Origin of the sequence: Plantactinospora sp. CA-290183, assembly GCF_050936375.1 — a bacterium.
Lineage (GTDB): Bacteria > Actinomycetota > Actinomycetes > Mycobacteriales > Micromonosporaceae > Plantactinospora.
Genome location: NZ_JBNJMX010000016.1, coordinates 21,850 through 47,550, shown reverse-complemented (window position 1 = coordinate 47,550; position 25,701 = coordinate 21,850). Strand labels below are relative to the sequence as shown.

The following is a 25,701-nucleotide window of genomic DNA, read 5'->3' as shown; positions in this document are numbered from 1 at the left end:
TTTCCCACCATGGGACCGCACCAAGCGGCTTGCGGCATGACATCTTGATCACACAGGTGGGGCATCGGCGCTGCGTACGCGTGAACGTTTCATTTCCGGCCAGCCGGAGAAATCTCGCGATCACATGGGAGGACGGCGGGAGCAGTGGGCTCCCAGCGGAGGCGGAGGACGGTATGCAGGTCTGCCGGGTGGGACTGGTCGGGGCGGGCAACGTCGCCCAGCGCCACGTGGGGGTGCTGGCGGGTTTCGACGACGTACGGATCGTCGGGGTCACCGACGTGTCGGCGCCGGCGGCCGAGCGGCTGGCGCAGACGTACGGGGCCCGGGTCTTCCCGGACGCCGACGCGCTGCTCCGTGCGGACCTGGACGCGGTCTACGTCTGCGTGCCGCCGTTCGCGCACGGCACCGCGGAGGAGGCGGTACTCGCCGCCGACCTCCCGCTCTTCGTGGAGAAGCCCATCGCCCTCGACCGGGACACCGCGCTGCGGATCGGCCGGATCGTGGCGGAGCGGCGGGCCCTGACCGCCGTCGGGCACCACTGGCGCTACCTGGGGGTGGTCGAGGAGGCGCGGCGGATCCTGGCCGACCGGCGGATCCGGCTGGTCACCGGCGCGTGGCTGGACAAGGTTCCGCCGGTGGGCTGGTGGCCGCGCCGGGACCGCTCCGGGGGCCCGGTCGTGGAGCAGGCCGCCCACGTCCTGGACCTGGCCCGGCACCTGGCCGGCGAGGTCGACGAGGTCTGGGCCGCCGGGGACGGGACGCCACCCGAGGTCGACGGCGCCGATATCGACGGCTCGACCGCCGCCACCCTGCGCTTCGCCGGCGGCGCGGTCGGCACCCTCACCGCGACCTGTGCGCTGGGCTGGAAGCACCGCGCCGGCCTGGAGGTGTACGCCGACGGGCTGGCGCTCGCCGTCGCCGAGGACGCCCTGGAGGTCAGGGACGGGGACGGCGACTGGCGGATCGCCGGCGACCCGCAGGCGGCCCGGGTCGCCGTCGACCGGGCGTTCGTCGACGCGGTGCGCGGCGTCGGCGACGACGTCCGGGTGCCGTACGCGGAGGCGCTCCGCACCCACCTGCTCGCGCTGGCCGTCGCCGAGTCCGCGGCGACCGGTCGCGCGGTGCGGGTGGAGTCGCCGGTGGTGGCCGGTGTCTGAGGAGCGCAACGTCGTGGTCACCGGCCCGGGTGAGGTGGTCGTCCGGGCCGAGGAGCCGGCGCCGCTGGTCGACGGCACGTTCCGGGTGGAGACGCTGTTCAGCGGGGTCTCCGCCGGCACCGAGCTGAGCTACCTCAAGGGCACCAACCCGTACCTCTCGACCGGCTGGGACGCGGCGCTCGGCCTCTTCGTCGACGGGGCGCCGGCCACGCCGTACCCGGTGACCCGGCTCGGCTACATGGAGGTCGGGCGGGTCGCGGCCAGCCGTACCCCGGCGGTCGCGCAGGGCACGGTGGTGGCGATGACGTACGGGCACCGCACGGCGTACCGGGGCGATCCGCTGGTGGACCGGGTGGTGCCGCTGCCGCCCGACCTGGACCCGCTGCTCGGCGTCTACGTGGCGCACATGGGTCCGATCTGCGCCAACGGCCTGCTGCACGCCGCCGCCGACCTGTACGGCGGCGCCGTGCGCGACCTGGGCGACGGGGTACGGGGCCGCCGGGTGGCGGTGACCGGCGCCGGAGTGGTCGCCCTGCTCACCGCGCTCTTCGCCCGGCGGGCGGGAGCGGCCTCGGTGGTGGTGCTCGACCCGACCCCGCAGCGCCGGGCGGTCGCCGAGGCCCTCGGCCTGGAGACGCTGGATCCGGAGGCGACGGATCCGGCCGTGGTGCTCAAGACCCGGTGGCGGCACGGCCCGGACGACCGGGGCGCGGACGTGGTCTTCCAGTGCCGGGGTCAGGCCGGGGCGCTGCACCTGGCGCTGCGGCTGCTCCGCCCGCAGGGCACCGTGGTCGACCTCGCCTTCTACCAGGGTGGCGCCGACGCGCTCCGGCTGGGCGAGGAGTTCCACCACAACGGGCTGTCGCTGCGGTGCGCGCAGGTCGGCCGGGTGCCCCGGGGGCTCGCTGCCACCTGGGACCGGGAGCGGTTGTCGGCGGAGACGATCGAGCTGCTGCGCGAGTACGGCGACCCGGTCCGCAAGCACCTCGTCTCCGCCGTGGTGCCGTTCGACGAGGCACCCGGGGTGCTCACCGACCTGGCCACCCGCCGCCGCCACGAACTCCAGGTCGTCCTCGCCACCTGAGCGGCCCTCGTCGCGGTCCGGTTCGCTACGACGTCGCCCACCGTGACCATCCCGCCTGCTGCCGAACGAGACAGTCTGATGTGAGACTGGGTGGCCCGCACCGCGCCGGAAACCGCCACCCCGGCGCCCGAACCGGGCGGTCCGCGGCGGCGGGCACCCGACAACCGGACCCCGGAGAGGACGGCGACATGAGCGGACGGGACTGGCACGCCTGGCACGAGCACTACGCGGACCCGGACGCCTCGCTCCGCCGCCGACTGGTGGTCGTACAGGAGCGGATCCGGACGGCGCTCGACGAGGCCGGCCCCGGACCGCTGCGGGTGGTCAGCATCTGCGCCGGACAGGGCCGCGACCTGCTCGGGGTGCTGGTCGACCATCCCCGCCGCGCGGACGTGACCGCCCGGCTGGTGGAGCTGGACGCCCGCAACGCCGAGGCGGCCGTCGAGGCGGCCCGCGCGGCCGGCCTCGACGCCGTCGAGGTGGTCCTCGGCGACGCCGCGCTGCTCGACCGGTACGCCGACCTCGTTCCGGCGGATCTCGTGCTGGCCTGCGGCGTCTTCGGCAACATCTCCGACACCGACGTACGCCGCACTGTCCGCGCCGGTGCCCAACTCTGCGCCACCGGCGGGACGGTGATCTGGACCCGGCACCGGCGCGAGCCGGACCTGGTACCCCGGATCTGCGACTGGTTCGCCGAGGACGGCTTCGAACTGCGCTGGCTCTCCGGCGCCGAGGAGCGCTTCGGCGTCGGCGTGCACCGCTTCACCGGTACGCCCCGGCCACTGGACCGGGGCGCCCGGATGTTCCGCTTCCTCGACGCCGTGCCGGAGTGACCTGCCGCGGGTGTGCAGGAGGCCCCTTCCTGTCCACAAAAAGCGATAAGAAGGGGCCCTTCCTTACACCGCTAGTGCCTGGGCTGACGCGGTGACCGGGGCTGGCAGCTCGCCTGCCCCGTCCAGGTAGCGGTGGATGGCCGCGGCGGCGGCCCGCCCCTCGGCGATCGCCCAGACGATCAGCGAGGCGCCCCGGTGCATGTCCCCGGCGACGAAGACCCCGGGCGTACCGGCCTGCCAGTCCGGGTCGGCGTCGACGGCACCGCGCCGGTTGCGCACCACGCCGAACTGGTCGAGCAGCGGCTGCTCCTCGGTCCCGTCGAAGCCGATGGCGAGCAGCACCAGGTCGGCCGGAAGTTCCCGCTCGGAGCCGGGCAGCACGTTCAGGATCCGCTGGCCGTCCCGCTTCTCCACGGTCACCTTGGCGATCCGCACCGCGCGCACCTGGCCGGTACCGTCGTCCACGAACTCCTGCACGGCCACCGCGAAGACCCGCTCACCGCCCTCCTCGTGGGCCGGGTACTCGCGCAGGACCCAGGGCCAGGTCGGCCACGGGTCGCGCTCCTCGTCCCGCTCGCGCGGCGGTCGCGGGTAGAGGTCGAGCTGGTGTACGCCGGCGGCGCCCTGCCGGTGCGCCACCCCGAGGCAGTCCGCCGCGGTGTCGCCGCCGCCGATGATCACCACGTGCCTGCCGGCGGCGTCGATCGGCGTACCCGCCTCCCGGCCGTTGACCACCCGGTTCGCGGCCACCAGGTGCTCCATCGCCTGGTGCACCCCGCGCAGCGAACGGCCGGGCGTGGCCGTGGTGTCCCGGCCGGCGAGCGCGCCGCAGGCCAGCAGCACCGCGTCGTGCTCGGCGCGCAACTGCTCGGCGGTGACGTCGACCCCGACGTTCACCCCGGTCACGAAGCGCACCCCCTCGGCGCGCAGCTGGGCCAGCCGCCGGTCGATGTGCTCCTTCTCCAGCTTGAAGTCGGGGATGCCGTAGCGGAGCAGCCCGCCGATCGCGTCGATCGCTCGCACTGCGTCACGGCGCGACCGGCCAGGCCGAGCTACGCCGCCGACGGCGCATAGCCGGCGCCGGCCAGGCCGCCGACCGCCGCCGGCCGGACGGTGCCGGTACGGGCAGCGGGGCGACCAGGTCCAGGTCGAAGGCCCGGTTGATGATCTCGACCTCGACCTGCTTGATGGTGACCGGCGCGCCGCCGGCGATGCCGAGTACGCAGGCCGCCTCGCAGGGCGCCGGGCAGAGCCGCCCGGTGAACTCCGGGAAGTTGTTGGTGGCGTGCAGCGACTCGATCGCCGCTGCCCAGCCCCCGGTCCGGACCAGGTCGTTCCAGTCCGGGATCCGGTTGCCGAGCGGGCAGCCGTCGTGGCAGAACGGGATGCCGCAGTCCATGCACCGGGTCGCCTGCTCGCGGATCAGCTCGTCGGCGGCGGGCGGGTAGACCTCCCGCCAGTCGGAGATCCGGACCGGCACCGGACGGCGGGCCGGCAGCCGGCGGCCGTGCTTGAGGAATCCGGTCGGGTCAGGCACGAGCCACCTCCTGGGGCGAACGCGGCTCGTCATTCCCAGGCGGCTGGACGGCGCGCGCGGGTCTGCGCACCGACGGGGTCACGGCGGGCATGCTGGCGGCCGGCGTACCGGTGCCGGCGGGGGTGGCGGCGGCCGGCGCGGCGAGCCCGCCCATCACCGCCTCGTCGACGTCGCGCCCCTCGGCCTGCGCGGACCGCATGATCTGCATGACCCGCCTGTAGTCCCGGGGCACCACGGCGGTGAACTCCTCCACCGCCTCCGGCCAGCGCTTGAGCAGCGCCTCCGCGATCGAGGAGTCGGTCTCCGCGAAGTGCCGCTGCACCAGGTCGTGCAGGCTGACCCGCTCGTCGTCGCTGAGCGGGGCGAGATCGACCAGCTCCGGGTTGACCAGCCGGCGGTCGAGCTGCCAGACGAAGGCGGTACCGCCGGACATACCGGCGGCGAAGTTGCGCCCGGTCCGGCCGAGCACCACCACGGTGCCCCCGGTCATATACTCGCAGCCGTGGTCGCCGACACCCTCGACCACCGTCACCGCGCCGGAGTTGCGCACCGCGAAGCGCTCGCCCACCCGGCCGCGCAGGAACAGCTCGCCCCCGGTCGCCCCGTACAGGATGGTGTTGCCGGCGATGATCTGGTCCTCGGCCCGGCCGTGCGGTCCGGGCGCGGAGTCCAGGCCCGCCGCGAACGGCGCCGCCGGGTCGGGGCGGACCACGATCCGGCCACCGGAGAGTCCCTTGCCGACGTAGTCGTTGGCGTCGCCGACCAGCCGCAGCGTCACCCCGCTGGGCAGGAACGCGCCGAAGGACTGGCCGGCGGTGCCGGTCAGGTCGAACTCGATCGAGTCCGCCGGCAGGCCGGCGCCGCCGAACCGGCGGGTGACCTCGCCGCCGAGCATCGCGCCGACGCTGCGGTGCTCGTTGCGCACCGGCACCGCCGCGCGCACCGGAGCGCCGTCGCGCAGCGCCGGCTCGGCCAGGCTCAGCAGCTCGTTGTCGAGCGAGCGCTCCAGCCCGTGGTCCTGGGCCCGTACGCCGCGCCGGGCGGCACCCGCCGGCAGCTCGGGTACGTGCAGCACCGGCCGCAGGTCCAGCCCGCGCGCCTTCCAGTGCTCCAGGGCCGGGGCGAAGTCGAGCAGTTCGGCCGCGCCGATCGCCTCGTCCAGCGACCGGAAGCCCAGCTCGGCGAGGTAGCCGCGGACCTCCTCGGCGAGGAAGAGGAAGAAGTTCTCCACGAACTCCGGGCGGCCGGTGTAGCGCTCGCGCAGCACCGGGTTCTGGGTGGCGATGCCGACCGGGCAGGTGTCCAGGTGGCAGACCCGCATCATCACGCAGCCGGCGACGATCAGCGGGGCGGTGGCGAAGCCGAACTCCTCGGCACCGAGCAGCGCGGCGACCAGCACGTCCCGGCCGGTCTTGAGCTGGCCGTCCACCTGCACCGTCACCCGGTCACGCAGCTTGTTGAGCAGCAGCGTCTGCTGCGCCTCGGCCAGCCCCAGCTCCCAGGGGGTGCCGGCGTGCTTGAGCGAGTTGAGCGGGGAGGCGCCGGTGCCGCCGTCGTGCCCGGAGATGAGGATGACGTCGGCCTTGAGCTTGGCCACCCCGGCCGCGACCGTGCCGACGCCGATCTCGCTGACCAGCTTGACGTGCACCCGGGCGGCCGGGTTGACGCTCTTCAGGTCGTGGACGAGCTGGGCCAGGTCCTCGATGGAGTAGATGTCGTGGTGCGGCGGCGGGGAGATCAGTCCGACGCCCGGGGTCGCGTGCCGGGTGCGGGCGATCCACGGCCAGACCTTGTTGCCGGGCAGCTGTCCGCCCTCGCCGGGCTTGGCGCCCTGGGCCATCTTGATCTGGATGTCGTCGGCGTTGACCAGGTATTCGCTGGTGACACCGAACCGGCCGCTGGCCACCTGCTTGACCGCCGAGCGGCGGGCCGGGTCGTAGAGCCGTTCGACGTCCTCGCCGCCCTCGCCGGTGTTGGACTTGCCGCCGAGGCGGTTCATCGCGACGGCGAGGGTCTCGTGCGCCTCGGCGGAGATCGAGCCGTACGACATGGCGCCGGTGGCGAAGCGCCGGACGATCTCGCTGGCCGGCTCGACCTCGTCCAGCGGTACCGGCTCGCGGACCCCGGTGCGCAGCGTGAACAGTCCGCGCAGCGATCCCGCCTGCCGGGCCAGCTCGTCGACCTTCGCGGTGTAGGTCCGGAAGACCTCGTACTGCCGGCTGCGGGTGGCGTGCTGGAGCAGGAAGACGGTCTCCGGGTTGAACAGGTGCAGTTCGCCCTCGCGGCGCCACTGGTACTCCCCGCCGACCTCCAGCGGCCGGTGGCTGAGCTGAGCGGCGTTCGGCGGGTACGCCCGGGCGTGCCGGGCCGCGATCTCGGCGTGGATCTCGGCCAGGCCGACCCCGCCGATCCGGCCCGGCGTGCCGGCGAAGTACCGCTGCACCAGCCGGTTGTCCAGGCCGACCGCCTCGAAGACCTGCGCACCGCAGTACGAGGAGACGGTGGAGATGCCCATCTTGGACATGATCTTGAGGACGCCCTTGCCGAGCGCCTTCACGTAGTTGCGGATCGCCTTGGCGGGCTCCAGGCCGGGCAGCGCGCCGGTGCCGATCAGGTCCTCGACCGACTCGAAGGCCAGGTAGGGGTTGACCGCGACCGCGCCGTAGCCGATCAGCACGGCGGCGTGGTGCACCTCGCGACAGTCACCGGACTCCACGACCAGCGCCACCTGGGTACGGGTCTGCTCGCGTACCAGGTGCTGGTGCACGGCGGCGGTGAGCAGCAGGGACGGGATCGGCGCGAGGTCGGCGGTGGAGTCGCGGTCGGAGAGGACCAGGATCCGGACGCCGTCCTCGATCGCCTCCGAGACGTGCCGGCAGATCTCGGTCAGCCGGGCCTTGATCCCGACGGCGCCCTCGCGCAGCCGGTAGAGCCCGGAGACCCGGACCGCCTTGAAGCCCGGCAGGTCGCCGTCCTCGTCGATCGAGAGGAGCTTGGCCAGCTCGTCGTTGTCGATCACCGGGTACGGCAGGACGATCTGCCGGCAGCTCGCCGCGGTGGGGTCGAGCAGGTTGCCCTCCGGGCCCAGGGTGGCCTGGAGGCTGGTCACCAGCTCCTCCCGGATCGCGTCCAGCGGCGGGTTGGTCACCTGGGCGAAGAGCTGGTGGAAGTAGTCGTAGAGCAGCCGGGGCCGGGTCGACAGCGGTGAGATCGGGGTGTCGGTGCCCATCGAGCCGAGCGGTTCGGCGCCGGTCCGGGCCATCGGCCCGAGCAGGATCTTCAGCTCCTCCTCGGTGTAGCCGAAGGTCTGCTGGCGCCGCTGCACCGAGTCGTGCGTGTAGACGATGTGCTTGCGGGCCGGCAGGTCAGCCAGGTCGATCAGCCCGGCGTGCAGCCAGTCGTCGTACGGCTGCTCGGCGGCGAGCTCCGACTTGATCTCGTCGTCGGTGACGATCCGCCCGGCGGCGGTGTCGACCAGGAACATCCGGCCCGGTTGCAGCCGGCCCTTGGCCACCACGACCGCCGGGTCGAGGTCGAGCACCCCGGCCTCGCTGCCCAGCACCACCAGGCCGTCGGAGGTGAGCCACCAGCGCCCGGGGCGCAGCCCGTTGCGGTCCAGGACGGCGCCGACCAGCGAGCCGTCGGTGAACGCGACCGAGGCCGGCCCGTCCCACGGCTCCATCAGGCTGGCGTGGAAGCGGTAGAAGGCCCGCTTGGCCGGCGGCATGTCCGGGTCGTTCTCCCAGGCCTCCGGGATCATCATCAGCACCGCGTGCGGCAGGCTCCGCCCGGACAGGTGCAGCAGCTCCAGCACCTCGTCGAAGTTGGCCGAGTCGGAGGCGCCCGGGGTGCAGACCGGGAAGAGCCGCCGGATGTTGCCCGGGATGTCGGGGCTGGCCAGCAGCGCCTCCCGGGCCTGCATCCAGTTCTTGTTGCCCCGGATGGTGTTGATCTCGCCGTTGTGCGCGATGAAGCGGTAGGGGTGCGCCAGCGGCCAGGACGGGAAGGTGTTGGTGGAGAACCGGGAGTGCACCAGGGCGATCGCGCTGCTGACCCGGGGATCGGTCAGGTCCGGGAAGAACTCCGGCAACTGGTCCGGGGTGAGCATGCCCTTGTAGACCATGGTCCGGCTGGACAGCGACGGGAAGTACGCCGCCACCCCGCGCTCGGCGGTCTCCCGCTCGGTCTGCTTCCGTACGCAGAAGACGATCCGGTCCAGGTCGAGGTCGGCCAGCGGGCCGCCGGCCGGGCCGGCCGCCGAACCGGTCAGCCGGCGCGCGGCGAGGAAGACCTGCCGGATCCGGGGCCGGGCCGCCAGCGCGGTCTCGCCGAGGTCGTCCGGGCGGACCGGCACGTCCCGCCAGCCGAGGATCTCGGCCCCCTCGACCAGGGCGTACTTCTCCAGCACCGTGCGGGCTCGGGCCTCGGAGGGCGGGTCGTTCGGCAGGAAGACCAGCCCGGTGGCGTACTGCCCGGCGGGCGGCAGCGGGAAGTCGACGGCCTCGCGCAGGAAGGCGTCCGGCACCTGGAGCATGATCCCGGCGCCGTCGCCGGTGTTCTGCTCGGCGCCCCGGGCTCCCCGGTGGTCCAGCCGGCAGAGCGCGGCCAGGCCCTTGGCGACGACGTCGTGGGAGCGGCGGCCGTGCAGGTCGGCGACGAACGCGACCCCGCAGGCGTCCCGCTCGGTCGCCGGGTCGTAGAGACCCTGTGCCGCGGGCACGCCGGCCCGCGTTTCCAGATCATGGGACGCGCGCACGGGAGCGAGGTCGGCGGCCGCCGACGAGGAGGGGCGCGGTTCCTGGGGGTACGGAAAGGCCACCGGGGCTCCTGTCGTCATTCACGTTCAATCATTAGGTCGGGACGACGTCGGCCCTGCAGGGTCTCTTGAGTCTACGGTAGGGGCCGACCCCGTCCACCAGTGCGGATTGATCACACGCCGCCGGATCGATCACAGCCGCGTTCGTGGTGCGTGTACGCTCCCCCGGTGGTACCTGTACGAGACGAGCTGTTTGCCCGGTTGGAACGCTTTTACGACGCGATCCCGCGTGACGGTGCACACACCGAGGCGTTCGGCGGGTTGGTGCTCTTCGTACGCGACGGCGCTGGCTGGCCATTTTACGCTCGGCCGCGACTGGACGCCACGGAGCCGGCCTCGGCCGCCGACGTCGCCGACGTCCGCCGCCGGCAGCGCGAACTCGGTCTCCCCGAGGCCTTCGAATGGGTGCACGAGAACAATCCGGAACTGCTGGCGGTGGCCCGTTCGGCCGGGCTCTCCGTGCTCGAGGCGCCGCTGATGGTGCTCGACCCGACCGCCCTGCCGTCGGTCACGGAACTCTCCGACGTACCGGTCCGGCTGCTCGACCCGGCCGCGCCGACCTTCGGCGCGGACCTCGCGGCCCGGCGGGCGGTGGCCGCCGTGGGCTTCGCCGCCCCGGGCACCGCGGTCGGCGGCGCCGGCCCGGCCGCCCGGGACACCGCCCTGGTCGAACTGCCCCTCGACGCGCTGGCCGAGGAGCAGTGCCGCACCGAGTCCGGCCACCGCATCTCGGCGCTGGCCGAGCTGCCCGGCCAGGGCGCGGTGGCCAGCGGGATGGCGATGCGGGTCGACGACGCCGCCGAGATCGCCGGGATCGCCACCCTGCCGTCGGCGCGGCGGCGGGGTCTGGGCGCGGCGATCACCGCCGCGCTGGCCCGGCGACTCCTGGCCGACGGCGTCGACCTGGTCTTCCTCTCCGCGGGCAGTACCGAGATCGCGCGGGTCTACCTGCGGGTCGGCTTCCGCCGGGTCGGCACCGCCTGCATCGCCGAACCCGCCTGACGGCGGTAAGGAAGGGCCCCTTCCTATCGCTTTCTGCATAGGAAGGGCCCCCTCCTAACACGTCAGCGAGCCGGGGATCCTCAAAAAATCCTCAAGATCATTGCGTCCGTGACCTCGTGCGATCATGATGACCCGCACTGCTACCCCCGCTCCTTCCCCCTCTCCCCCTCGGAGACGCAATGAGACATAGACGACCAGCACTGATCGCCTTTTCCGCCCTGCTCGCCGCCAGCCTCTCGGTGGTCGCCGCGCCGGTGGCCCAGGGCGCACCGCTGCCGACCGCCCTCGCCGCGGCGGAGCCGAACCAGGTCACGAACCTCACCGTCAACCAGGACAACGGGTACGCCACGCTGGCCTGGACGCCCGTCGACGGTGCCACGGACTACCAGATCGAGCGCACCCCGGTGGACGCGGCCGGTGCCGCCACCGGCCCGTCGGTGATCGTCGGCATCTGGCGGCCGAACCGGCAGGTCAACAACGAGTCGCCGACCTTCGCCGACGCGGGCTTCGACCCCGGCAACCGGTTCCAGTGGCGGGTGCGGGCCCGCATCGCCGCCACCGAGCAGCCGTACTCCACCCCGGTCACCGGCACCACCCTGGGGCACTGGGGCAACCCGGACGTCCCCGGCGAGCAGCTGCGGACCTCGTGGGAGACCACGAAGGCCGCGCAGTACACCAGCGACGTCGACGAGTACGCGTACACCGCGGAGATCGACCGGCTCAGTGACCGGGTACGGGTGGTGGAGATCGGCCGCACCGTGCTCGGCCGGCCGATCAACATGTTCGTCATCGGCTACCCGAAGCCGCCGGCCACCCCGGAGGCCGTCGCGGCGACCTCGCCGGTGTCGGTCAACTGCAACGTGCACGGCAACGAGCCGGGCGACCGCGAGGCCTGCCTGATCATGGCTCGCCAGCTCGCCTTCAGCAAGGACGCCCGCACGGTCGACCTGCTCTCGCGCAGCACCGTGCTGATCGTGCCCACCATCAACGGCGACGGGCGGGCGGCCAACACCCGGGGCAACTCGACCGGCCAGGACCTCAACCGGGACTACTCGCTGATCCGCCAGCCCGAGACGGCCGCGTTCGTCAGGATGGTACGCGAGTACCGGCCGGTCGCCGGCTACGACGGCCACGAGTACGGCAACACCCAGGCCGGCGACCTGCCGATGCTGCCGCCCCGGCACCAGAACGTGGCACGGCAGATCTTCGACGAGTCGCTCGACATGATCGAGAACCACATGTACGCGGAGGGCGCCCAGGACGGTTGGTGGGCCTGCCCGTACGGCTGCGAGGGCGGCAGCGGGGTCGGGCTGAGCGAGGAGACCATCCTGCGCAACACGCTGGGCCTGAAGAACGTGGTCAACTCGCTGCTGGAGCTGCGCAGCTCCGGCGGGGCGACCCGGCCCGACGAGGGGAACACCGCGAACAACCGGCGGCGCAAGGCGTACTCCGCGCTGTGGACGTTCAACCAGTTCCTCGACTACCACCGGGCGCAGCTCGGCCAGATCAAGCAGGCCCGGGCCGAGGCGATCGAGTTCCAGGCCTCGAACAGCGGCCGGATCGTCTTCCGGGGGTCGCGCCCGATCCCGCTGCACCCGGCACCGCACCCGGGCGAGGCCGGTCCCCGCGACGACCTGCCCGAGCCGGAGATGATCCTGGACAACGCGCCGTGCGCGTACCGGCTCACCGAGGAGCAGTACAACGGGGCGCGTACCGACGGCCCCGGCGGGGTGGGTGCCACCGTGGCGCAGCGGATCGCGGCGCACGGCTGGAAGGTCGTCAAGGCCGCCGACGGCTACTACGTGCCGCTGGCCCAGCCGGAGCGGGGCCTGATCCCGCTGCTCCTCGACGCCCAGGGCGCCGAGGAGTGGGTCGGCGGCGAGCGGGTCTACCCGACCTCGACCGGCCGGCACAACGGGCCGCTGACGATCTCCGGCTTCGCCTGCCTGTCGGGCGCGACGGTGAACGGCCCGGTCGCGGTCCGGCCGGGTGCGACGCTGGTCGCCACCGGTACGACGATCAGCGGTCCGGTCAGCGCGGCCGGCGCCGCCGGCGTCTTCCTGGCCGACAGCACCGTCCGCGGCCCGGTGGCCATCTCGGGCAGCACCGGCCCGATCTCCGTGGTGGACGTCACGGTCTCCGGTCCGGTCGGCCTAGCCGGCAACAGCCGCGCCGACGCGCCGCTGTTCGCCGGCAACACGGTGCGCGGCCCGCTGAGCTGCGCCGGCAACAGCCCGGCGCCGGTCAACCTCGGGATCCCGAACTCGGTCAGCGGACCGAAGGCGGGGCAGTGCGCGGCGCTGTGAGCCGTACCCGTCGCTGAGCGCGACGGCGCAACCGCCGTACCGGCGGGTCGGGCCCGAGGGTCCCGGCCCGCCGGTACGCCGGATCGACACCACCGTTGGAGGTACCGGTGTCCCTTCCATCCCTTCCGCCGGCGCGGGGCCGGCGCCGTACCCGGGGCCCGAGCGGCGCCTCGCGACTGGCCGCCGTCCTCGGCACGGGCCTGCTGCTGGCCTTCGGCACCGTGGCCTGCTCCGACGACGACGGCGGTGCCGGTGGTGCCGGGGCCACGGCCGCTGGGACCGCAGTGACCGGGCCGCTCTGCGACCTGCTGCCCTCCGGTACCGATCCGGGCAACCCGGCGTCGCTGGCCGCCATGCCGGTCGACGAGGCGCTGCGCTGGATCACCGTGCTCACCACGTTCGAGGCGGCGCTGCGCGCGTCGGGGCTCGCCACCGAGCTGCGCGGGATGACCGGCCTGACCATCCTGGCCCCGACCGACGACGCGTTCGGGGCGAAGTTCTCCGAGGACAACCTCGACGAGCTGCTGATCACCCGCAAGGACGAACTCCGGGCCCTGCTGCGGGCGCACGTCGTCGACGGCGCGCACCCGCTCGCGCAGCTACGGGACGTGGGCCGGATCACCACACTGGACGGCACCTCGCTGCCGGTGACCGGGGCCGGGGCGATGGTGCGGGTCGGCGACGGCGCGGAGACCGTCTGCGCCGACTACCGGATCGGCAACGGCCGGATCCACGTCGTCAACAAGGTCCTCGGCAACCTGCCCACCACCGCCGACGGCAAGGACCACCGGGGGCACTGACCCCGGGGGTCCTGACCCCCCGGGGTACGGCGTCAGGGCGGCCGGGTACGGCCGGCCCCCCTCGACCGGGCGCCGATCTCGTCCGCCGCCAGGAGTCCGTCCACGCCCATCTCGCGGCCCCGGCGGTAGGCGGCGGCGTACCGGTCCGCCAGCTCGGCCCGCAGGGCCCGCCGGGTCCCCGCCACGTCCGCCCGCTCACAGCCCGGCACCGGGGCGCCGATCTCGTCCCGGAGCCCGTCGGCGGCACCGAGCAACCCGGCGCCCCGGCCGGGCGCCCCGGTCAACCGGGCCACCTCGGCCAGCGCCTCCAGCACGCTCGCCGTCCGCCACCGGTCGCCGACCTGGCGGTGGGCGGCGAGGCTCGCCAGCAGGTGCGCCCCGGCCGGCCCGAGCCGCCGGCCGCGCAGCTCGACCAGGCCGCAGAGGTTGTGCGCCCAGCCGACCCCCTCGGGGAAGCCGATCGCCGAATACCGTTGCAGGGCCGCGTCCAGCAGCGACGACGCCCGGTCGACGTCCCGCCGGTAGAACGCCACGGCACCCAGGGTCATCAGCGCGCTCGCCATCGCCGGTGCGTCGCCCATGCCGTCGTACCGGCGCAGCGCCGCGCGCAGCCGGGAGTCGGCGCGATCCAGGTCCCCGGCCAGCCAGGCGGTGAACCCGCGCAGCTCCACGGTGCGCGCCTCGCCCGACTCGTCGCCGTACTCCGCGAAGATCGCCGCGGCGGTGGCCAGGTGCCGGGCCGAGTCGCCGTACCTGGCCTGCTCCCGGGCCACCGAGCCGAGGATCTGCTCCACCCGCGCCTCGGCCCGGCGGTCCCCGGCCCGACGGCAGGCGCCCCGGGCCAGCTCCGCCTGCTCGATCGCCGCCGGATAGTCGCAGAGCAGCATGGCGAGCATCGCGGCCCCGGTCGCGGCCCGGGTCCGCAGCGCGGCGGGCGCGCCCGGGTGCCGGTTCAGCGCGGCGACCAGCCAGCCGCGCCCCTCCCGGTAGTGCCCGGCCAGCCGGCAGTACATGGTCAGCGCGGCCGCCAACCGCAGGTCGCCGTGGGCGGGGCCGGCGGCGCCCGCCTCGGCGAGCCAGGTCATCGCCGCGCGCAGGTTGGTCTCCTCGGTACGCAGCCGGGCCAGCCAGCGCTCCTGGTCCGCGCCGGGCAGCCCGGCCTCGGCCCGCTCGGCCAACCCGAGGCAGTACGTCGCCAGGGCCCGCCGGGCCGCCTGCTCGGCACCGGAGGCGGCGAGGAGGGTCAGGGCGTGCCGGCGGATCGGCACCAGCATCCGGTAGCGGGGCGGGTCGGCCGGCCCCGGCCCGGACGGCCGCACCGGCGTGACCGGTCCGGGCGGCAGCGGTTCGACCAGCGACGCCTCGACCAGTGCGGCGAGGGCGGCCGGGGCGCCCGGGCCACCGAGCGCCCGCGCGGCGTCGCCGTCGAAGCCACCGGTGCAGACCGCGAGCAGCTCGAACAGCCGGCGGGCGTCGGCGCCGAGCTGCGCCAGGCTGGACCCGACGACCGCGTCCAGGCTGCGGTGCCGGTCCGGCGCCGACCGGTCCGTACCGCGCAGCAGTCGCGGGTTCGCGCCCAGCCGCGCGACGATCTCGTCGACGGTCAACAGCGGGGTACGCGCCGCGGCCAGCTCGATCGCCAACGGCAACCCGTCGAGTTCGGCGCAGAGCCGCACGACGGCGTTCGCGCTGGCCTCCGGCACGGGCCGGCCGGAGCACTCCCGGGCGCGGTCCAGGAAGAGCCGGGTGGCCGGATGCGCGGCGAGCCCGGCGATGCTGTGCCCCGTCCCCGGCCCGGGTAGCGCCAGCGTCGGCACCCGGACCACGGCCTCGGCGGGCACCCGCAGCGCGACCCGGCTGGTCGCCAGCACCCGGAGTCCCGGGCAGCGGGCGAGCAGCCGCTCCACCAGTTCGGCGCAGCCCGCGACCAGATGTTCGCAGTTGTCCAGCACCAGCAGGGCCCGGGCCGAACCGAACTCGGCGGCGAGGGCCGCCACCACGTCCCGCCCCGCGTCCGGTACGCCCAGCGCGGCGGCGACCGCGTGCGGGACCCGTACCGGGTTGTCCACCGGGCTGAGGTCGACGAAGCTGGCCGGCAGCCCGCCGAGCCGGTGCGCGACCGCCACCGCCAGCCGGGTCTTGCCCGCCCCGCCGGGCCCGGTGAGGGTGACCAGGCGGTGCGCGGCCAGCCGCCGGGCGACGGCCACCAGCAGGTCGTCCCGGCCGAGCAGGGCGGTGAGCGGCACCGGCAGCGGGGCCCGGGCGCTGGGCACCGGCCGGGGGTCGCCGCGACCGGTCCCGGGGTCCGGAACCCGGGAGCGCCGGGTGACCCACTCCTCGCCGAGTTCACCCCGGCGCATCGCCTCGGCCAGCGTCTCCAGCCGGCCGGGCGGCTCCACACCCAGCTGCTCCAGGAAGACGGTGCGGCCCCGGCGCACCAACTCGGCCACGGCGCCCCGTCCCCGGGCCAGGAACGCGGCGACGAGCAGCAGCTCCCACAACCGGACCCGCAGCGGGTGGACGACCAGGGCCGCCTCCAGCTCGGCGACCGCCTCCCGGGCGAGCCGGCCACCGGCCACCCCGGCCGCCACCACCGAGCGGTCCGCGACCGGGCCACCGGCGGCGACGTACGCGATGACGGCGGGCCGCAGCGCGCACTCCCAGCGGTCCTCGACGGCGTCGACCCGGGCCTGCCGCAGCCGGTCCAGCTCGGCGGCCGCCCAACCCCGAGGGTGCAACCGGCGCCGGCCGAACGACTCGGCCCGGCCGGCCGCCGGTGCCCGGTCCCCGGCCGGTCCGGCCGCCGTGTGCGGTCGCTTCCCGGGTGGGGTCGGCGGTGGGTCCGCGGTGGGCGGCTGTTTCCCGGGTGGGGTCGGCGGTGGGTCCACGGTGGGCGGTTGTTCCTCGAACCAGGTCGTCGTCACCGGCGTGGCCCAGACGGCCAGGGCCGCGCTGAACAGGCGGCCGGCGCCGGAAAGATCACCGGCCGCCATCCGGTGCCGGCCCCGGGCCACGAGTCGGGTGAACCGGTGTGCGTCGATCCGGTGCTCCGGCACCCGCAGCAGATAGCCGCGGGAGTGGCACTCCAGCGCCCCCGGCATGCCGCACCGATCGAGCGTCGCAACCAGCAGCGCGGCCTGGCGGCGCAGCGACCGGAGACCGAGCGCCCCGTCGGACGGGTTCGTCGTGTCCAGCGCGGCGAGCAGTTCCGCCTCGGGGACCGGTTCGCCGGGGCGCAGGGCGAGCAGACCGAGCAGCAGGCGCGGGCCGTCCTGGAGCGCGACCGGTCCGTCCGGGCCGATCAGGCGCACCCGCCCCAGCAGCCGTACCTCGCCCCGGGTGGGCGGCGGCCGACCCGTACTGCCCCACTGGTCAGGCACGATGCGCAGCAACTCGGGAGCCCTCACCTTCGCTCCCGGGTAGTGTGCTGCGCGGCCCCGCCGCAGGTCATCCCCCCGATCGGTCCGGTTCCGCCGCGAACCGGGCGGTCCGGCACGACCCGCTCGGGCGGGACGGTTCCCGGTTCGGCCGGCCCGGGATCAGCCCCGTCCGGACGACCCGGCCGGCCCCGGCCGCCGGCCCGGTCGGGCCGGCGACCGACCGGGCGGGGCGACGAGGACGGTCGCCGTGGCGATCAAGCGGTCAGGCCGGCGGATGCCACTGGGCGGCCGTGCTGGCCGCACTGCCCAGCAGCCGGGGCGTGATGGTGCCGAGTGCGGCGTCCCGGGCCCGCAGCGCGAGCCGGCCCCGGGCCTGCAACACGGCGGACATCCGCCGGGTCTGCCGGACCACGGTGACCGCCCGGGGAAGACGCAACCGGCTGTACGACTCGACGGCCGCCCGCAGCGCCGCCCCCGGAATCGCCTCCCGGACCAGCGCGCGCAGCGTCGCCGCGTCCTCCAGCGCGAGGCAGGCGCCCTGGCCGAGGTGGTGCGGCATCGCGTGGGCGGCGTCGCCGAGCAGCACGATCCCACCCGTGCCGGCCGGGAAGCCGTACGAGCGGGGCAGCGGGCGCAGCTCGCGTACCTCCTGCTGGACGAGGTCGTCCGGCTCGGTCGCGGCGAGCAGGTCGCCGATCGGCGCCGGCCAGTTGGCGAACCACCGGCGCAGCAGGCCGAGCTGGGTGGCCGGCGACTCCGGGCGGGACGCGCCGGCCGCGGTCGCCACCCAGTAGATGCCGCCCCGGGTCGAGCCACCGGACGAGCCGCGATCGCCGAGCGAGGCCGCGACGAAGCGGTAGCCGGCACCGAGGGTCTCCCCGCCGACCGGCCGGTCGGCGGGCAGGTTCGGGGCGCGGTACCAGGGGATGACCGCCCGCCAGGCCGCGCAGCCCGAGCTGACCACGGTCGCCTCCGGGGCGAGCCGGCGGCGGATCGCGCTGTCGGTGCCGTCCGCGGCGACCACCAGGTCGGCCTCGTAGGTGCTGCGCCCGTCGCCGACGCTGGGTCGCTCCCCGTCCACGCAGCGCACCGTCCGGACCCGCGCTCCGGTCCGGATCTCCACCTTGTCGCCGAGGCCGGCGACCAGCGCGTCGTGCAGATCCTCCCGGTGTACGACGACCGGCGCCCGCTCGTCCGGCACCGGGCGGGGCTGCACGAGCCACTGCCCGTCCGGGCGGCGTACCCCGGCGTCGGGCAGGGGGGTGGCGATCGCGGCCAGCCCCTCACCCAGACCGAGCGCCCGCAGCGCCCGCACCCCGTTGGGCCAGAGGATCAACGCGGTGCGCTCGGCGCGTACCCGGTCCTCCTGCTCCAGGAGCGTCACCTGCCATCCGCACCGGGCCAGCGCGCCGGCGGTCGCCAGCCCGCCGATCCCGGCGCCCACCACCACGGCCGTACGCATCGGTCCGGCTCCCCCGCTCAACGGTCCCGGTCAGCGGTCCCGGGCGCGGCGCCGGCGTCAGCCGACGCACCGTCGCCCCCCGGGGCGGCGGGCGGCTGCGCGCCGACGTCCACGCCGGAGCCCACCGGCTCGTCGTCGTCCGCGTCGTCGTCGGGGTCCTCCCGAGCGTCCGTCGGCGCCCCCGGCGGCGGAGGCGGCACCTCACCGGTCTCCCGGTAGCGGTGGAACTGCTCCTCGGTCACCACCCGGTACGCGCTCGGCACGCCGACCGCCTCCGGGTTGCTGCGGGACACGTCGACCTGCGAGACGTCGGCGGCGCCGGCCGCACCCACCGGGGCCGGTACGCCGTCCACCGGCACCAGGTACTCCCGGGGGCCGTGGACCCGGAGCAGGTAGAACACGGCGCCGCAGAAGACCAGCGCGGCGGTCCAGACGTTGAGCCGGGCACCGAGGATCTCGGTCGCCCGGTCCGTACGCATCATCTCGATCCAGAACCGCCCGACGGTGTAGCCGGCGACGTAGAGCGCGAAGGCCCGTCCCCGGCCCAGTTTCAGGCGCCGGTCCACCAGGAGGACGAGGACGGCGACGGCGATGTTCCAGAGCGCCTCGTAGAGGAAGGTCGGGTGGAACAGGCCGGGTTCGAGGATCGGGTTGCCGGCGTCGTCCCGGAGCGCGTGCCCGGGATTGTCCGGGTCCATCCGGTGGATCTCCAGGCCCCAGGGCAGCGTGGTCGGCCCGCCGAAGAGTTCGTTGTTGAACCAGTTGCCGACCCGGCCCACGGCCTGGGCCAGGGGCAGCCCGGGGGCGAGCGCGTCGGCCACCACGGCGAACGGCAGGCCGAGCTGCCGGGCGGCCAGCCAGGCTCCGACGGCACCACCCGCGACGGCTCCCCAGATGCCGAGTCCGCCCTGCCAGATGTAGAGCGCCTCGATCGGCCGGCCGCCCTCGCCGAAGTAGTCACCGGGCGAGGTGATCACGTGGTAGACGCGGGCTCCGACGATGCCGAACGGCACCGCCCAGACCGCGATGTCCAGCACCGCCCAGGGCGCGACGCCCCGGTGGCGCAGCCGCACCTCGGTCACCGCGCAGGCGACGACGATGCCGAGCACGATGCAGAGCGCGTAGGCACGGATCGGCACCGGCCCGAGCTGCCACACAGCGGTGGCCGGGCTGGGCAGAGCCGCCTGGGTAGAAAGCGAGGCGAGGGTCACGGGTGCACAGGCTACCGCCGGTACCGCTGCGGCGGCACCCCGGTCGGGCCAGCAGACTCCTGCGGCGCCGACTTCTCCGGTTTGCGCCCCCGTACCGCGGCGATCCGGCGGTCAGTGCGACGGGCTGTCCGAGGCCCTTCGGCGAAGCCCAAGAAGCGCTCCAGCGTGCGGAGGGCGGTCAGCCCGCTCGCCTCGTCCGGCGCGTCCAGCAGGCAGCGGATCAGGGCGCTGCCGACGATCACCCCGTCGGCGTACCGGCCGACCTCGGCCGCCTGGGCGCCGTTGCCGACACCCAGCCCAACCCCGACCGGCAGGCTGGTGACCTCCCGGACCCGGGAGACCAGCGTCGGCGCCGCCGCCGAGGTGCTCTTGCGCGCACCGGTGACCCCCATCAGCGCCGTGGCGTAGACGAAGCCCCGGCAGTGCCCGACGGTCAGCGCGAGCCGCTGGTCGGTGGACGAGGGGGCGACCAGGAAGGTCCGGTCCAACCCGTGCGCGTCGGAGGCGGCCAGCCACTCGGCCGCCTCCTCCGGGATCAGGTCCGGCGTGATCAGCCCGGTGCCACCGGCGGCGGCGAGGTCCCGGGCGAAGGCGTCGACGCCGTAGCGCTCGATCGGGTTCCAGTAGGTCATGGTGACCACCGGCGCCCCGGTACCGGCCACCGCCTCGATGATCCGCAGCGTGTCGGCGGTGCGTACGCCCCCGGCGAGCGCGATGTCGCTGGCGTTCTGGATCACCGGCCCGTCCATCACCGGATCGGAGTACGGGATCTCGACCTCGATCACGTCGACGCCGGCCTCGACCATCGCGGTCATCGCGGCGATGCTGCCCTCGACGCTCGGGAAGCCCGCCGGCATGCAGCCGACCAGCAGGGCCCGGCCCTCGGCGCGGGCCTTCTCGAACGCGACCCCGATGCCCCGGTCGTGGCCCGGTCCCGGGCCGGTCACGGCTGCTCTCCCTCGAGCGCCGCCTCGTCGAGGCTCGCCTCCTCGCCGTCGAGGATGCCGAAGTAGGTGCCGGCGGTGTGCACGTCCTTGTCGCCCCGTCCGGAGAGGTTGACCACGATGGTGGGCTCGCGGCCCAGTTCCTCGGTGAGCGCCGGGATGATCTTCAGGGTGCCGGCGAGCGCGTGCGCGCTCTCGATCGCCGGGATGATCCCCTCGGTCCGGCAGAGCAACTGGAAGGCCGCCATCGCCTCGTCGTCGGTGACCGGCGCGTACCGGGCCCGGCCGATGTCGTTGAGCCAGGCGTGCTCGGGGCCGACGCCCGGATAGTCCAGCCCGGCGGAGATCGAGTGCGACTCCAGGGTCTGCCCGTCGTCGTCCTGGAGCACGTAGGTGCGGGTGCCGTGCAGCACGCCGGAGGAGCCGCCGGTGATGCTGGAGGCGTGCCGGCCGGTGCTGATGCCCGCGCCGCCCGCCTCGAAGCCGTACAGCCTTACGCTCTCGTCGCCGACGAAGGCGTGGAAGACGCCGAGTGCGTTGGAGCCGCCGCCGACGCAGGCGGTGACCGCGTCGGGCAGCCCGCCGGTCAGCTCCCGGCACTGCTCCCGCGCCTCCACCCCGATGCCCCGGACAAACTCCCGGACCATCGCCGGGAACGGGTGCGGGCCGGCGGTGGTGCCGATCATGTAGTGGGTGTGGTCGACGTTCGCCACCCAGTCGCGCATCGCCTCGTTCATCGCGTCCTTGAGGGTGCGCGAGCCGGTGGTCACCGGGATGACGGTGGCGCCGAGCATCCGCATCCGGGCGACGTTGAGCGCCTGCCGCTCGGTGTCCACCTCGCCCATGTAGACCACGCACTCCAGGTCGAGGTACGCGGCCGCGGTCGCGCTCGCCACCCCGTGCTGGCCGGCGCCGGTCTCGGCGATCACCCGGGGCTTGCCCATCCGCTTGGTGAGCAGCGCCTGACCGAGCACGTTGCGCACCTTGTGCGCGCCGGTGTGGTTCAGGTCCTCCCGCTTGAGCAGGATGCGCGCGCCGAGTTTGGCGGAGAGCCGTTCGGCCCGGTAGAGCTTGGACGGGACGTTGGCGTAGTCGCGCAGCATGGCGTCGAACTGGGCCCGGAACGACTCGTCGGCCAGCGCCTCCCGGTACGCCGCGTCGAGTTCGTCCAGCGCGGCGACCAGCGCCTCGGGGACGAACCGGCCGCCGTACCGGCCGAAGTGCCCGCCGGCGTCGGGCAGCAGGGTGGCGTCGGTGGGCAACGTCGGCGCGCTCATGGTCGACCTCCTCGCGCTCATCGCACCGGCCGGGGCGTGGCGGGATGGTTGCCGGCGTTGACCAGTTCGGCGACCGCCTCCCGAGGGCTCTTCTGGGTGACCAGTCCCTCGCCGACCAGCACGGCGTCGGCGCCGGCCGAGGCGTAGCGGATCAGGTCGTGTGGGCCGCGCACGCCGGATTCGGCGATCTTGACGACGTTGTTCGGCAGGCCGGGCGCGATCCGCTCGAAGACGGAGCGGTCGACCTCGAGGGTGCGCAGGTTGCGGGCGTTGACCCCGATCACCTGGGCGCCGGCCTCCAGGGCCCGGTCCGCCTCCTCCTCGTCGTGCACCTCGACCAGGGCGGTCATGCCGAGCGACTCGATCCGCTCCAGCAGCCCGACCAGGACGTTCTGCTCCAGCGCGGCGACGATCAGCAGGACGAGGTCGGCACCGTGCGCCCGGGCCTCGTGCACCTGGTAGCTGGAGACGACGAAGTCCTTGCGCAGGACCGGGATGTCCACCGCGGCCCGTACCGCCGCCAGGTCGTCCAGCGACCCGCCGAACCAGCGGCCCTCGGTCAGCACGCTGATGCAGCGGGCGCCACCGGCGGCGTAGTCGCCGGCCAGGTCGGCCGGGTCGGCGATCTCGGCGAGCTGCCCCTTGGACGGCGAGGAGCGCTTCACCTCGGCGATCACCCCCACGCCCGGGCGGCGCAGGGCCGCGTAGGCGTCGCGGGCGGGTGGCGCCGCCGCGGCCAGCTCCTTGATCTGCTCCAGCGAGACCTCTTGCTGTCGCCGCTCGACGTCCTCCCGGACCCCGGCGAGGATCTCGTCGAGCACGTTGGCGGACGCGGCCGTCCCGGCGTCGTCCCCCTCGGCGTACACATGCTCTGCAGTCACCAGCGGACTCCCCTCTCCGGGTGTCATGGGCCGATGCTAGGCGGCGTCCAGGGGGCGGGCGGTGTCGGGGGTATGGCGCGCCTCACGGAATGGGCTGGGGCATAATGACCGACTTTTGGTGAGCGGGACATCACACAGCGCCATGGGCGGCATCGGCAGGGCCCGATCGCCCGACCCCGGCCGGGGTGGCCGGACCCGGTGCGGTGCCGGGCCGGCGCCGGTCGCCGCACCCGGGCGCCACCGGCCGGTCCGGAACAGTTGACCCGGGGGTGACCGGCCGGAAACACCGCCTCGGCACCATCAACGTCGGGCACACTGGTCGCGGAGCGCCGCCGGCCGGTCGGATCGATCTTCGGGCAGGGATGACATGGGCACTGCGACACCGGACTCGACCATCGACCTGACCAGCATTCCCCGGGCGGTGCTCTCCGTAGCGGTCGGCGTGGTGCACAGCGTGGAGCGGGCGATGGTGGGCGACGCCCGGGTCCGGACCTCCCGGGGCAACGCCTGGGAGGCGATCTGCGCCGACCGGGACCGGGCCCTGCGCCGCGACGAGATCCGGGCCCTGGTGGCCGCGCTCGCCGCCGCCGGCGACCGGGCGGCCGGCCCCGGTCCCGCAACCCGCTGCGGGCCTGGCCCGGACGGCGGGCCCGCGGCAGGCGGCCGGGCGGTCCCCGGTGGCGGTGCCGGCCGGGCGCCCGGTCAGTTGACCGTCGGGTCCTCGCCCCGGTCCAGCGCGTCCCAGGCCGCCCTGGTCCGCGTCCCCTCGACCCGGCCACCGTCGGCGGGTGGCGCCGGCGGCGCCGCGCCGCGCGGCGCCCGTTCGTAACGCGCGCCCATCGCCGGCCAGGCCGCGCCCCGGACCGCGGTGAGCAGCCCGGCCGCCCCGGCCAGCAGCCCGCCGAGCAGGCAGAGCAGTGGCCATCCCCGGTGCGCCCCGGCCAGGTCGGCCCCGAACGCGCCGTACGCCCCGCCGGCCGCCACACCGGTCCCGACGAGCAGCAGCAGCCCGCCGACCAGCCGCCGCCCGAGTCCCCGGGTGCCGAGCACCGCGCCCGCCCCGGCCAGCCCGACCAGGGCCAGCGCCGGCAGCCAGGGCAGCAGGTCGGCACCGGTCCGGACGGTACGGGTGGGTGGCAGCGGCGCCGGCCGCGCCGCCAGGTCCACCGCCCAGGTCCGGGTCGCGGCGAAGACCGCCAGCCCGGCGCCGGCCAGGCAGAGCAGGACGGCGTACGTCAGCGCCCGCCGGCCGGCCCGGCCCGGCCCGTCCGGTGGCACCGTCGGGTCCGCCCCGGGTGGCGCCGCGGCGCCGGTGGCCGGGTCGGCGCCGCTCATCGGGCCGGCCGCAGTGTCTCGGCCGCCGCGATGGCGGCGAGTACGGCGGCCGCCTTGCTGCGCGTCTCCCGGTCCTCGGCGGCCGGGTCGGAGTCGGCGACGATCCCCGCGCCGGCCTGCACGTAGGCCCGCCCCCGCCGGATCAGGGCGGTACGGATGGCGATCGCCATGTCCAGGTCCCCGCCGAAGCCGAAGTAGCCGACGGTGCCGCCGTAGAGGCCGCGCCGGGTGGGCTCCAGCTCCTCGATGATCTCCATCGCGCGGACCTTCGGCGCGCCGGAGAGGGTGCCGGCCGGGAAGGTGGCGGCGAGCGCGTCGAATGCGGTCCGGTCCTCGCGCAGCGTCCCCACCACGGTCGAGACGATGTGCATCACGTGGCTGTACCGCTCGATGGTGGCGAACTCCGGCACCTGCACGGTGCCGGGCCGGCACACCCGGCCGAGGTCGTTGCGGCCGAGGTCGACCAGCATCACGTGCTCGGCCCGCTCCTTGGGGTCGGCGAGCAGTTCGGTGGCGAGCCGGCCGTCGTCGGCCGGGCTGGCGCCCCGGGGCCGGGTACCGGCGATCGGGTGCAACAGCGCCCGCCGCTGCCCGTCAGCGGCGGCGGTGACCTTGAGGTGCGCCTCCGGGGACGAGCCGACGATGTCGAAGTCGTCGAAGCGGAGCAGGTACATGTACGGGCTGGGGTTGGTGGCCCGCAGCACCCGGTAGACGTCCAGCGGGTCGGCCCGGGTCTCCCGCTCGAAGCGCTGGGCCAGCACGATCTGGAAGCACTCGCCGGCCCGGATCGCCTCCTTGGCCACCTCGACCGCCTTCGGGTACTCCCCCTCCGGGGTGCGGCTGAGCACCTGGCCCGGTGACGCGCGCTCGATCGTGGAGATCATCGGCGGGATCGGCCGGGACAGCGCGGTGGTCATCGCGTCCAGCCGGCCGACCGCCTGGTGGTAGGCGGCGGCGACCCGGGCCGCCCGGTCGCCCGCCGGACCGGTCGCGTCGTCGTCCGGCAGCGGGTGGGACGGTGGGGGTAGCACGGCGTTCGCCACCAGGATCGCCGAGCCGTCGAAGTGGTCCAGCACGACCAGGTCGGTGGCGAGCATCATGCCCAGCTCGGGCAGGCCCAGGTCGTCCTCGGTCAGCGACGGCAGCCGCTCGATGCGCCGGACGACGTCGTAGCCGAGGTAGCCGACCATCCCGCCGGTCAGCGGCGGCAGCGGGCCGGCCCCGGCCCCGGCGCCGGCATCGGCGGGGGCAGTGGCATCGGCGGGGGCAGTGGCGTCGGCGGGGGCGTCGGCGGGGTGGGTCAGCGCCGCCACGGTCGCCCGGAGCACCGCCATCGGGTCACCGTCGGTCGGCACACCGGTCGGCGGGGTGCCCAGCCAGTGCGCCCGGCCGTCCCGCTCGACCAGCGTGGCGCTGCTGCGTACCCCGATGAAGGAGTAGCGCGACCAGGCGATGCCGGCGGCCCCGGCGCCCTGCTCGGCCGATTCCAGCAGGAAGGTGCCCGGCCCGCCGGCCAGTTTGCGGTAGACCCCGACCGGGGTCTCGCCGTCGGCGAGCAGCCGCCGGGTGACCGGCACCACCCGTCGGGTCCGGGCGAGCCGCTGGAAGGTGGCCTCGTCGGGGCTCACCGCGCCGCTGGTCATCGGTTCCCACTCTCCGTTCTCGCGCTCACCGGG

General features: G+C 74.9%; 14 protein-coding genes and 3 pseudogenes. 7 read left to right on the top strand and 10 right to left on the bottom strand.

The annotated features are described in order from the left end of the window. Positions 1–173: 173 nt before the first annotated feature. The 3 genes from ACQEUR_RS19885 (at position 174) to ACQEUR_RS19875 (ending at position 3,074) form a co-directional block, all read left to right on the top strand. On the top strand, positions 174–1,157 hold the full coding sequence (locus ACQEUR_RS19885; RefSeq protein ID WP_433033243.1) for a Gfo/Idh/MocA family protein: 984 nt from the start codon (positions 174–176) through the stop codon (positions 1,155–1,157). Continuing rightward, positions 1,150–2,241: a zinc-dependent alcohol dehydrogenase gene (locus ACQEUR_RS19880; protein WP_433033240.1), complete on the top strand. Its 1,092-nt coding sequence runs from the start codon at positions 1,150–1,152 to the stop codon at positions 2,239–2,241. Before ACQEUR_RS19885 ends, ACQEUR_RS19880 begins: the two co-directional genes overlap by 8 nt. A 188-nt stretch (positions 2,242–2,429) precedes the next feature. Next, positions 2,430–3,074, top strand: a complete 645-nt coding sequence (locus ACQEUR_RS19875; protein WP_433033237.1) for a class I SAM-dependent methyltransferase family protein — start codon at positions 2,430–2,432, stop codon at positions 3,072–3,074. Between the two features lie 63 nt (positions 3,075–3,137). Here ACQEUR_RS19875 and ACQEUR_RS19870 read toward each other — a convergent pair. Then, positions 3,138–4,611 (bottom strand): annotated as a pseudogene (locus ACQEUR_RS19870) (glutamate synthase subunit beta). Beyond that, the gene (gene gltB, locus ACQEUR_RS19865; protein ID WP_433033234.1) at positions 4,604–9,430 is read right to left on the bottom strand and encodes a glutamate synthase large subunit; all 4,827 of its coding nucleotides are present in this window, start codon (positions 9,428–9,430) and stop codon (positions 4,604–4,606) included. The pseudogene ACQEUR_RS19870 and the gene gltB overlap by 8 nt, the downstream one beginning before the upstream one ends. Positions 9,431–9,595: 165 nt before the next feature. On the opposite strand from gltB, the gene ACQEUR_RS19860 reads away from it, so the two are divergent. From ACQEUR_RS19860 to ACQEUR_RS19850, 3 genes are all read left to right on the top strand, one after another. After that, complete coding sequence (locus ACQEUR_RS19860; RefSeq protein ID WP_433033232.1) at positions 9,596–10,429, top strand: GNAT family N-acetyltransferase; 834 nt, start codon at positions 9,596–9,598, stop codon at positions 10,427–10,429. A 179-nt stretch (positions 10,430–10,608) separates the two neighbouring features. Next, positions 10,609–12,735 carry a M14 family zinc carboxypeptidase gene (locus ACQEUR_RS19855; protein ID WP_433033229.1) on the top strand — a complete coding sequence of 709 codons (2,127 nt, stop codon included), beginning with the start codon at positions 10,609–10,611 and terminating at the stop codon, positions 12,733–12,735. A 107-nt stretch (positions 12,736–12,842) separates the two neighbouring features. After that, a complete protein-coding gene (locus ACQEUR_RS19850) occupies positions 12,843–13,535 on the top strand; it encodes a fasciclin domain-containing protein (protein WP_433033227.1) in 693 nt (230 codons plus the stop codon). 32 nt (positions 13,536–13,567) lie between these two features. Here the strand turns inward: ACQEUR_RS19850 and ACQEUR_RS19845 are convergent, their stop codons facing one another. The 6 genes and pseudogenes from ACQEUR_RS19845 to trpC form a co-directional block, all read right to left on the bottom strand. Next, positions 13,568–16,942, bottom strand: a complete 3,375-nt coding sequence (locus tag ACQEUR_RS19845; protein ID WP_433033224.1) for an AfsR/SARP family transcriptional regulator — start codon at positions 16,940–16,942, stop codon at positions 13,568–13,570. A gap of 235 nt (positions 16,943–17,177) precedes the next feature. Then, positions 17,178–18,377, bottom strand: a complete 1,200-nt coding sequence (locus ACQEUR_RS19840; RefSeq protein ID WP_433033221.1) for an FAD-dependent oxidoreductase — start codon at positions 18,375–18,377, stop codon at positions 17,178–17,180. 17 nt (positions 18,378–18,394) lie between these two features. Continuing rightward, positions 18,395–19,588 (bottom strand): prolipoprotein diacylglyceryl transferase, encoded by a 1,194-nt coding sequence (gene lgt, locus ACQEUR_RS19835; RefSeq protein ID WP_433033218.1) that lies wholly within the window; start codon positions 19,586–19,588, stop codon positions 18,395–18,397. Between the two features lie 125 nt (positions 19,589–19,713). Beyond that, positions 19,714–20,535, bottom strand: a pseudogene (gene trpA / locus ACQEUR_RS19830) (tryptophan synthase subunit alpha); the annotation flags it as partial. After that, a complete protein-coding gene (gene trpB / locus ACQEUR_RS19825; RefSeq protein ID WP_433033215.1) occupies positions 20,532–21,809 on the bottom strand; it encodes a tryptophan synthase subunit beta in 1,278 nt (425 codons plus the stop codon). The gene trpB and the pseudogene trpA, both read right to left, overlap by 4 nt. 17 nt (positions 21,810–21,826) lie before the next feature. Then, positions 21,827–22,630 carry an indole-3-glycerol phosphate synthase TrpC gene (trpC, locus tag ACQEUR_RS19820; protein ID WP_433033311.1) on the bottom strand — a complete coding sequence of 268 codons (804 nt, stop codon included), beginning with the start codon at positions 22,628–22,630 and terminating at the stop codon, positions 21,827–21,829. Positions 22,631–23,057: 427 nt separating this feature from the next. On the opposite strand from trpC, the pseudogene ACQEUR_RS19815 reads away from it, so the two are divergent. After that, positions 23,058–23,300: pseudogene (locus ACQEUR_RS19815) on the top strand (hypothetical protein); the annotation flags it as partial. Between the two features lie 92 nt (positions 23,301–23,392). Here the strand turns inward: ACQEUR_RS19815 and ACQEUR_RS19810 are convergent. Together ACQEUR_RS19810 and ACQEUR_RS19805 are read right to left on the bottom strand one after the other, a co-directional pair. Further along, positions 23,393–24,025 (bottom strand): Trp biosynthesis-associated membrane protein, encoded by a 633-nt coding sequence (locus tag ACQEUR_RS19810; RefSeq protein ID WP_433033212.1) that lies wholly within the window; start codon positions 24,023–24,025, stop codon positions 23,393–23,395. Next, entirely contained in the window at positions 24,022–25,668 is a 1,647-nt protein-coding gene (locus tag ACQEUR_RS19805) for an anthranilate synthase component I (protein ID WP_433033209.1), read from the bottom strand. The genes ACQEUR_RS19810 and ACQEUR_RS19805 overlap by 4 nt, the downstream gene beginning before the upstream one ends. Positions 25,669–25,701 lie beyond the last annotated feature (33 nt).

Coding starts and splice junctions, on each gene's coding strand:
- ACQEUR_RS19810 (WP_433033212.1), bottom strand. CDS start 24,025: ATGAGCGGCGCCGACCCGGCCACCGGCGCCGCGGCGCCACCCGGGGCG.
- ACQEUR_RS19805 (WP_433033209.1), bottom strand. CDS start 25,668: ATGACCAGCGGCGCGGTGAGCCCCGACGAGGCCACCTTCCAGCGGCTC.
- trpB (WP_433033215.1), bottom strand. CDS start 21,809: ATGAGCGCGCCGACGTTGCCCACCGACGCCACCCTGCTGCCCGACGCC.
- ACQEUR_RS19855 (WP_433033229.1), top strand. CDS start 10,609: ATGAGACATAGACGACCAGCACTGATCGCCTTTTCCGCCCTGCTCGCC.
- ACQEUR_RS19885 (WP_433033243.1), top strand. CDS start 174: ATGCAGGTCTGCCGGGTGGGACTGGTCGGGGCGGGCAACGTCGCCCAG.
- ACQEUR_RS19840 (WP_433033221.1), bottom strand. CDS start 18,377: ATGCGTACGGCCGTGGTGGTGGGCGCCGGGATCGGCGGGCTGGCGACC.
- ACQEUR_RS19875 (WP_433033237.1), top strand. CDS start 2,430: ATGAGCGGACGGGACTGGCACGCCTGGCACGAGCACTACGCGGACCCG.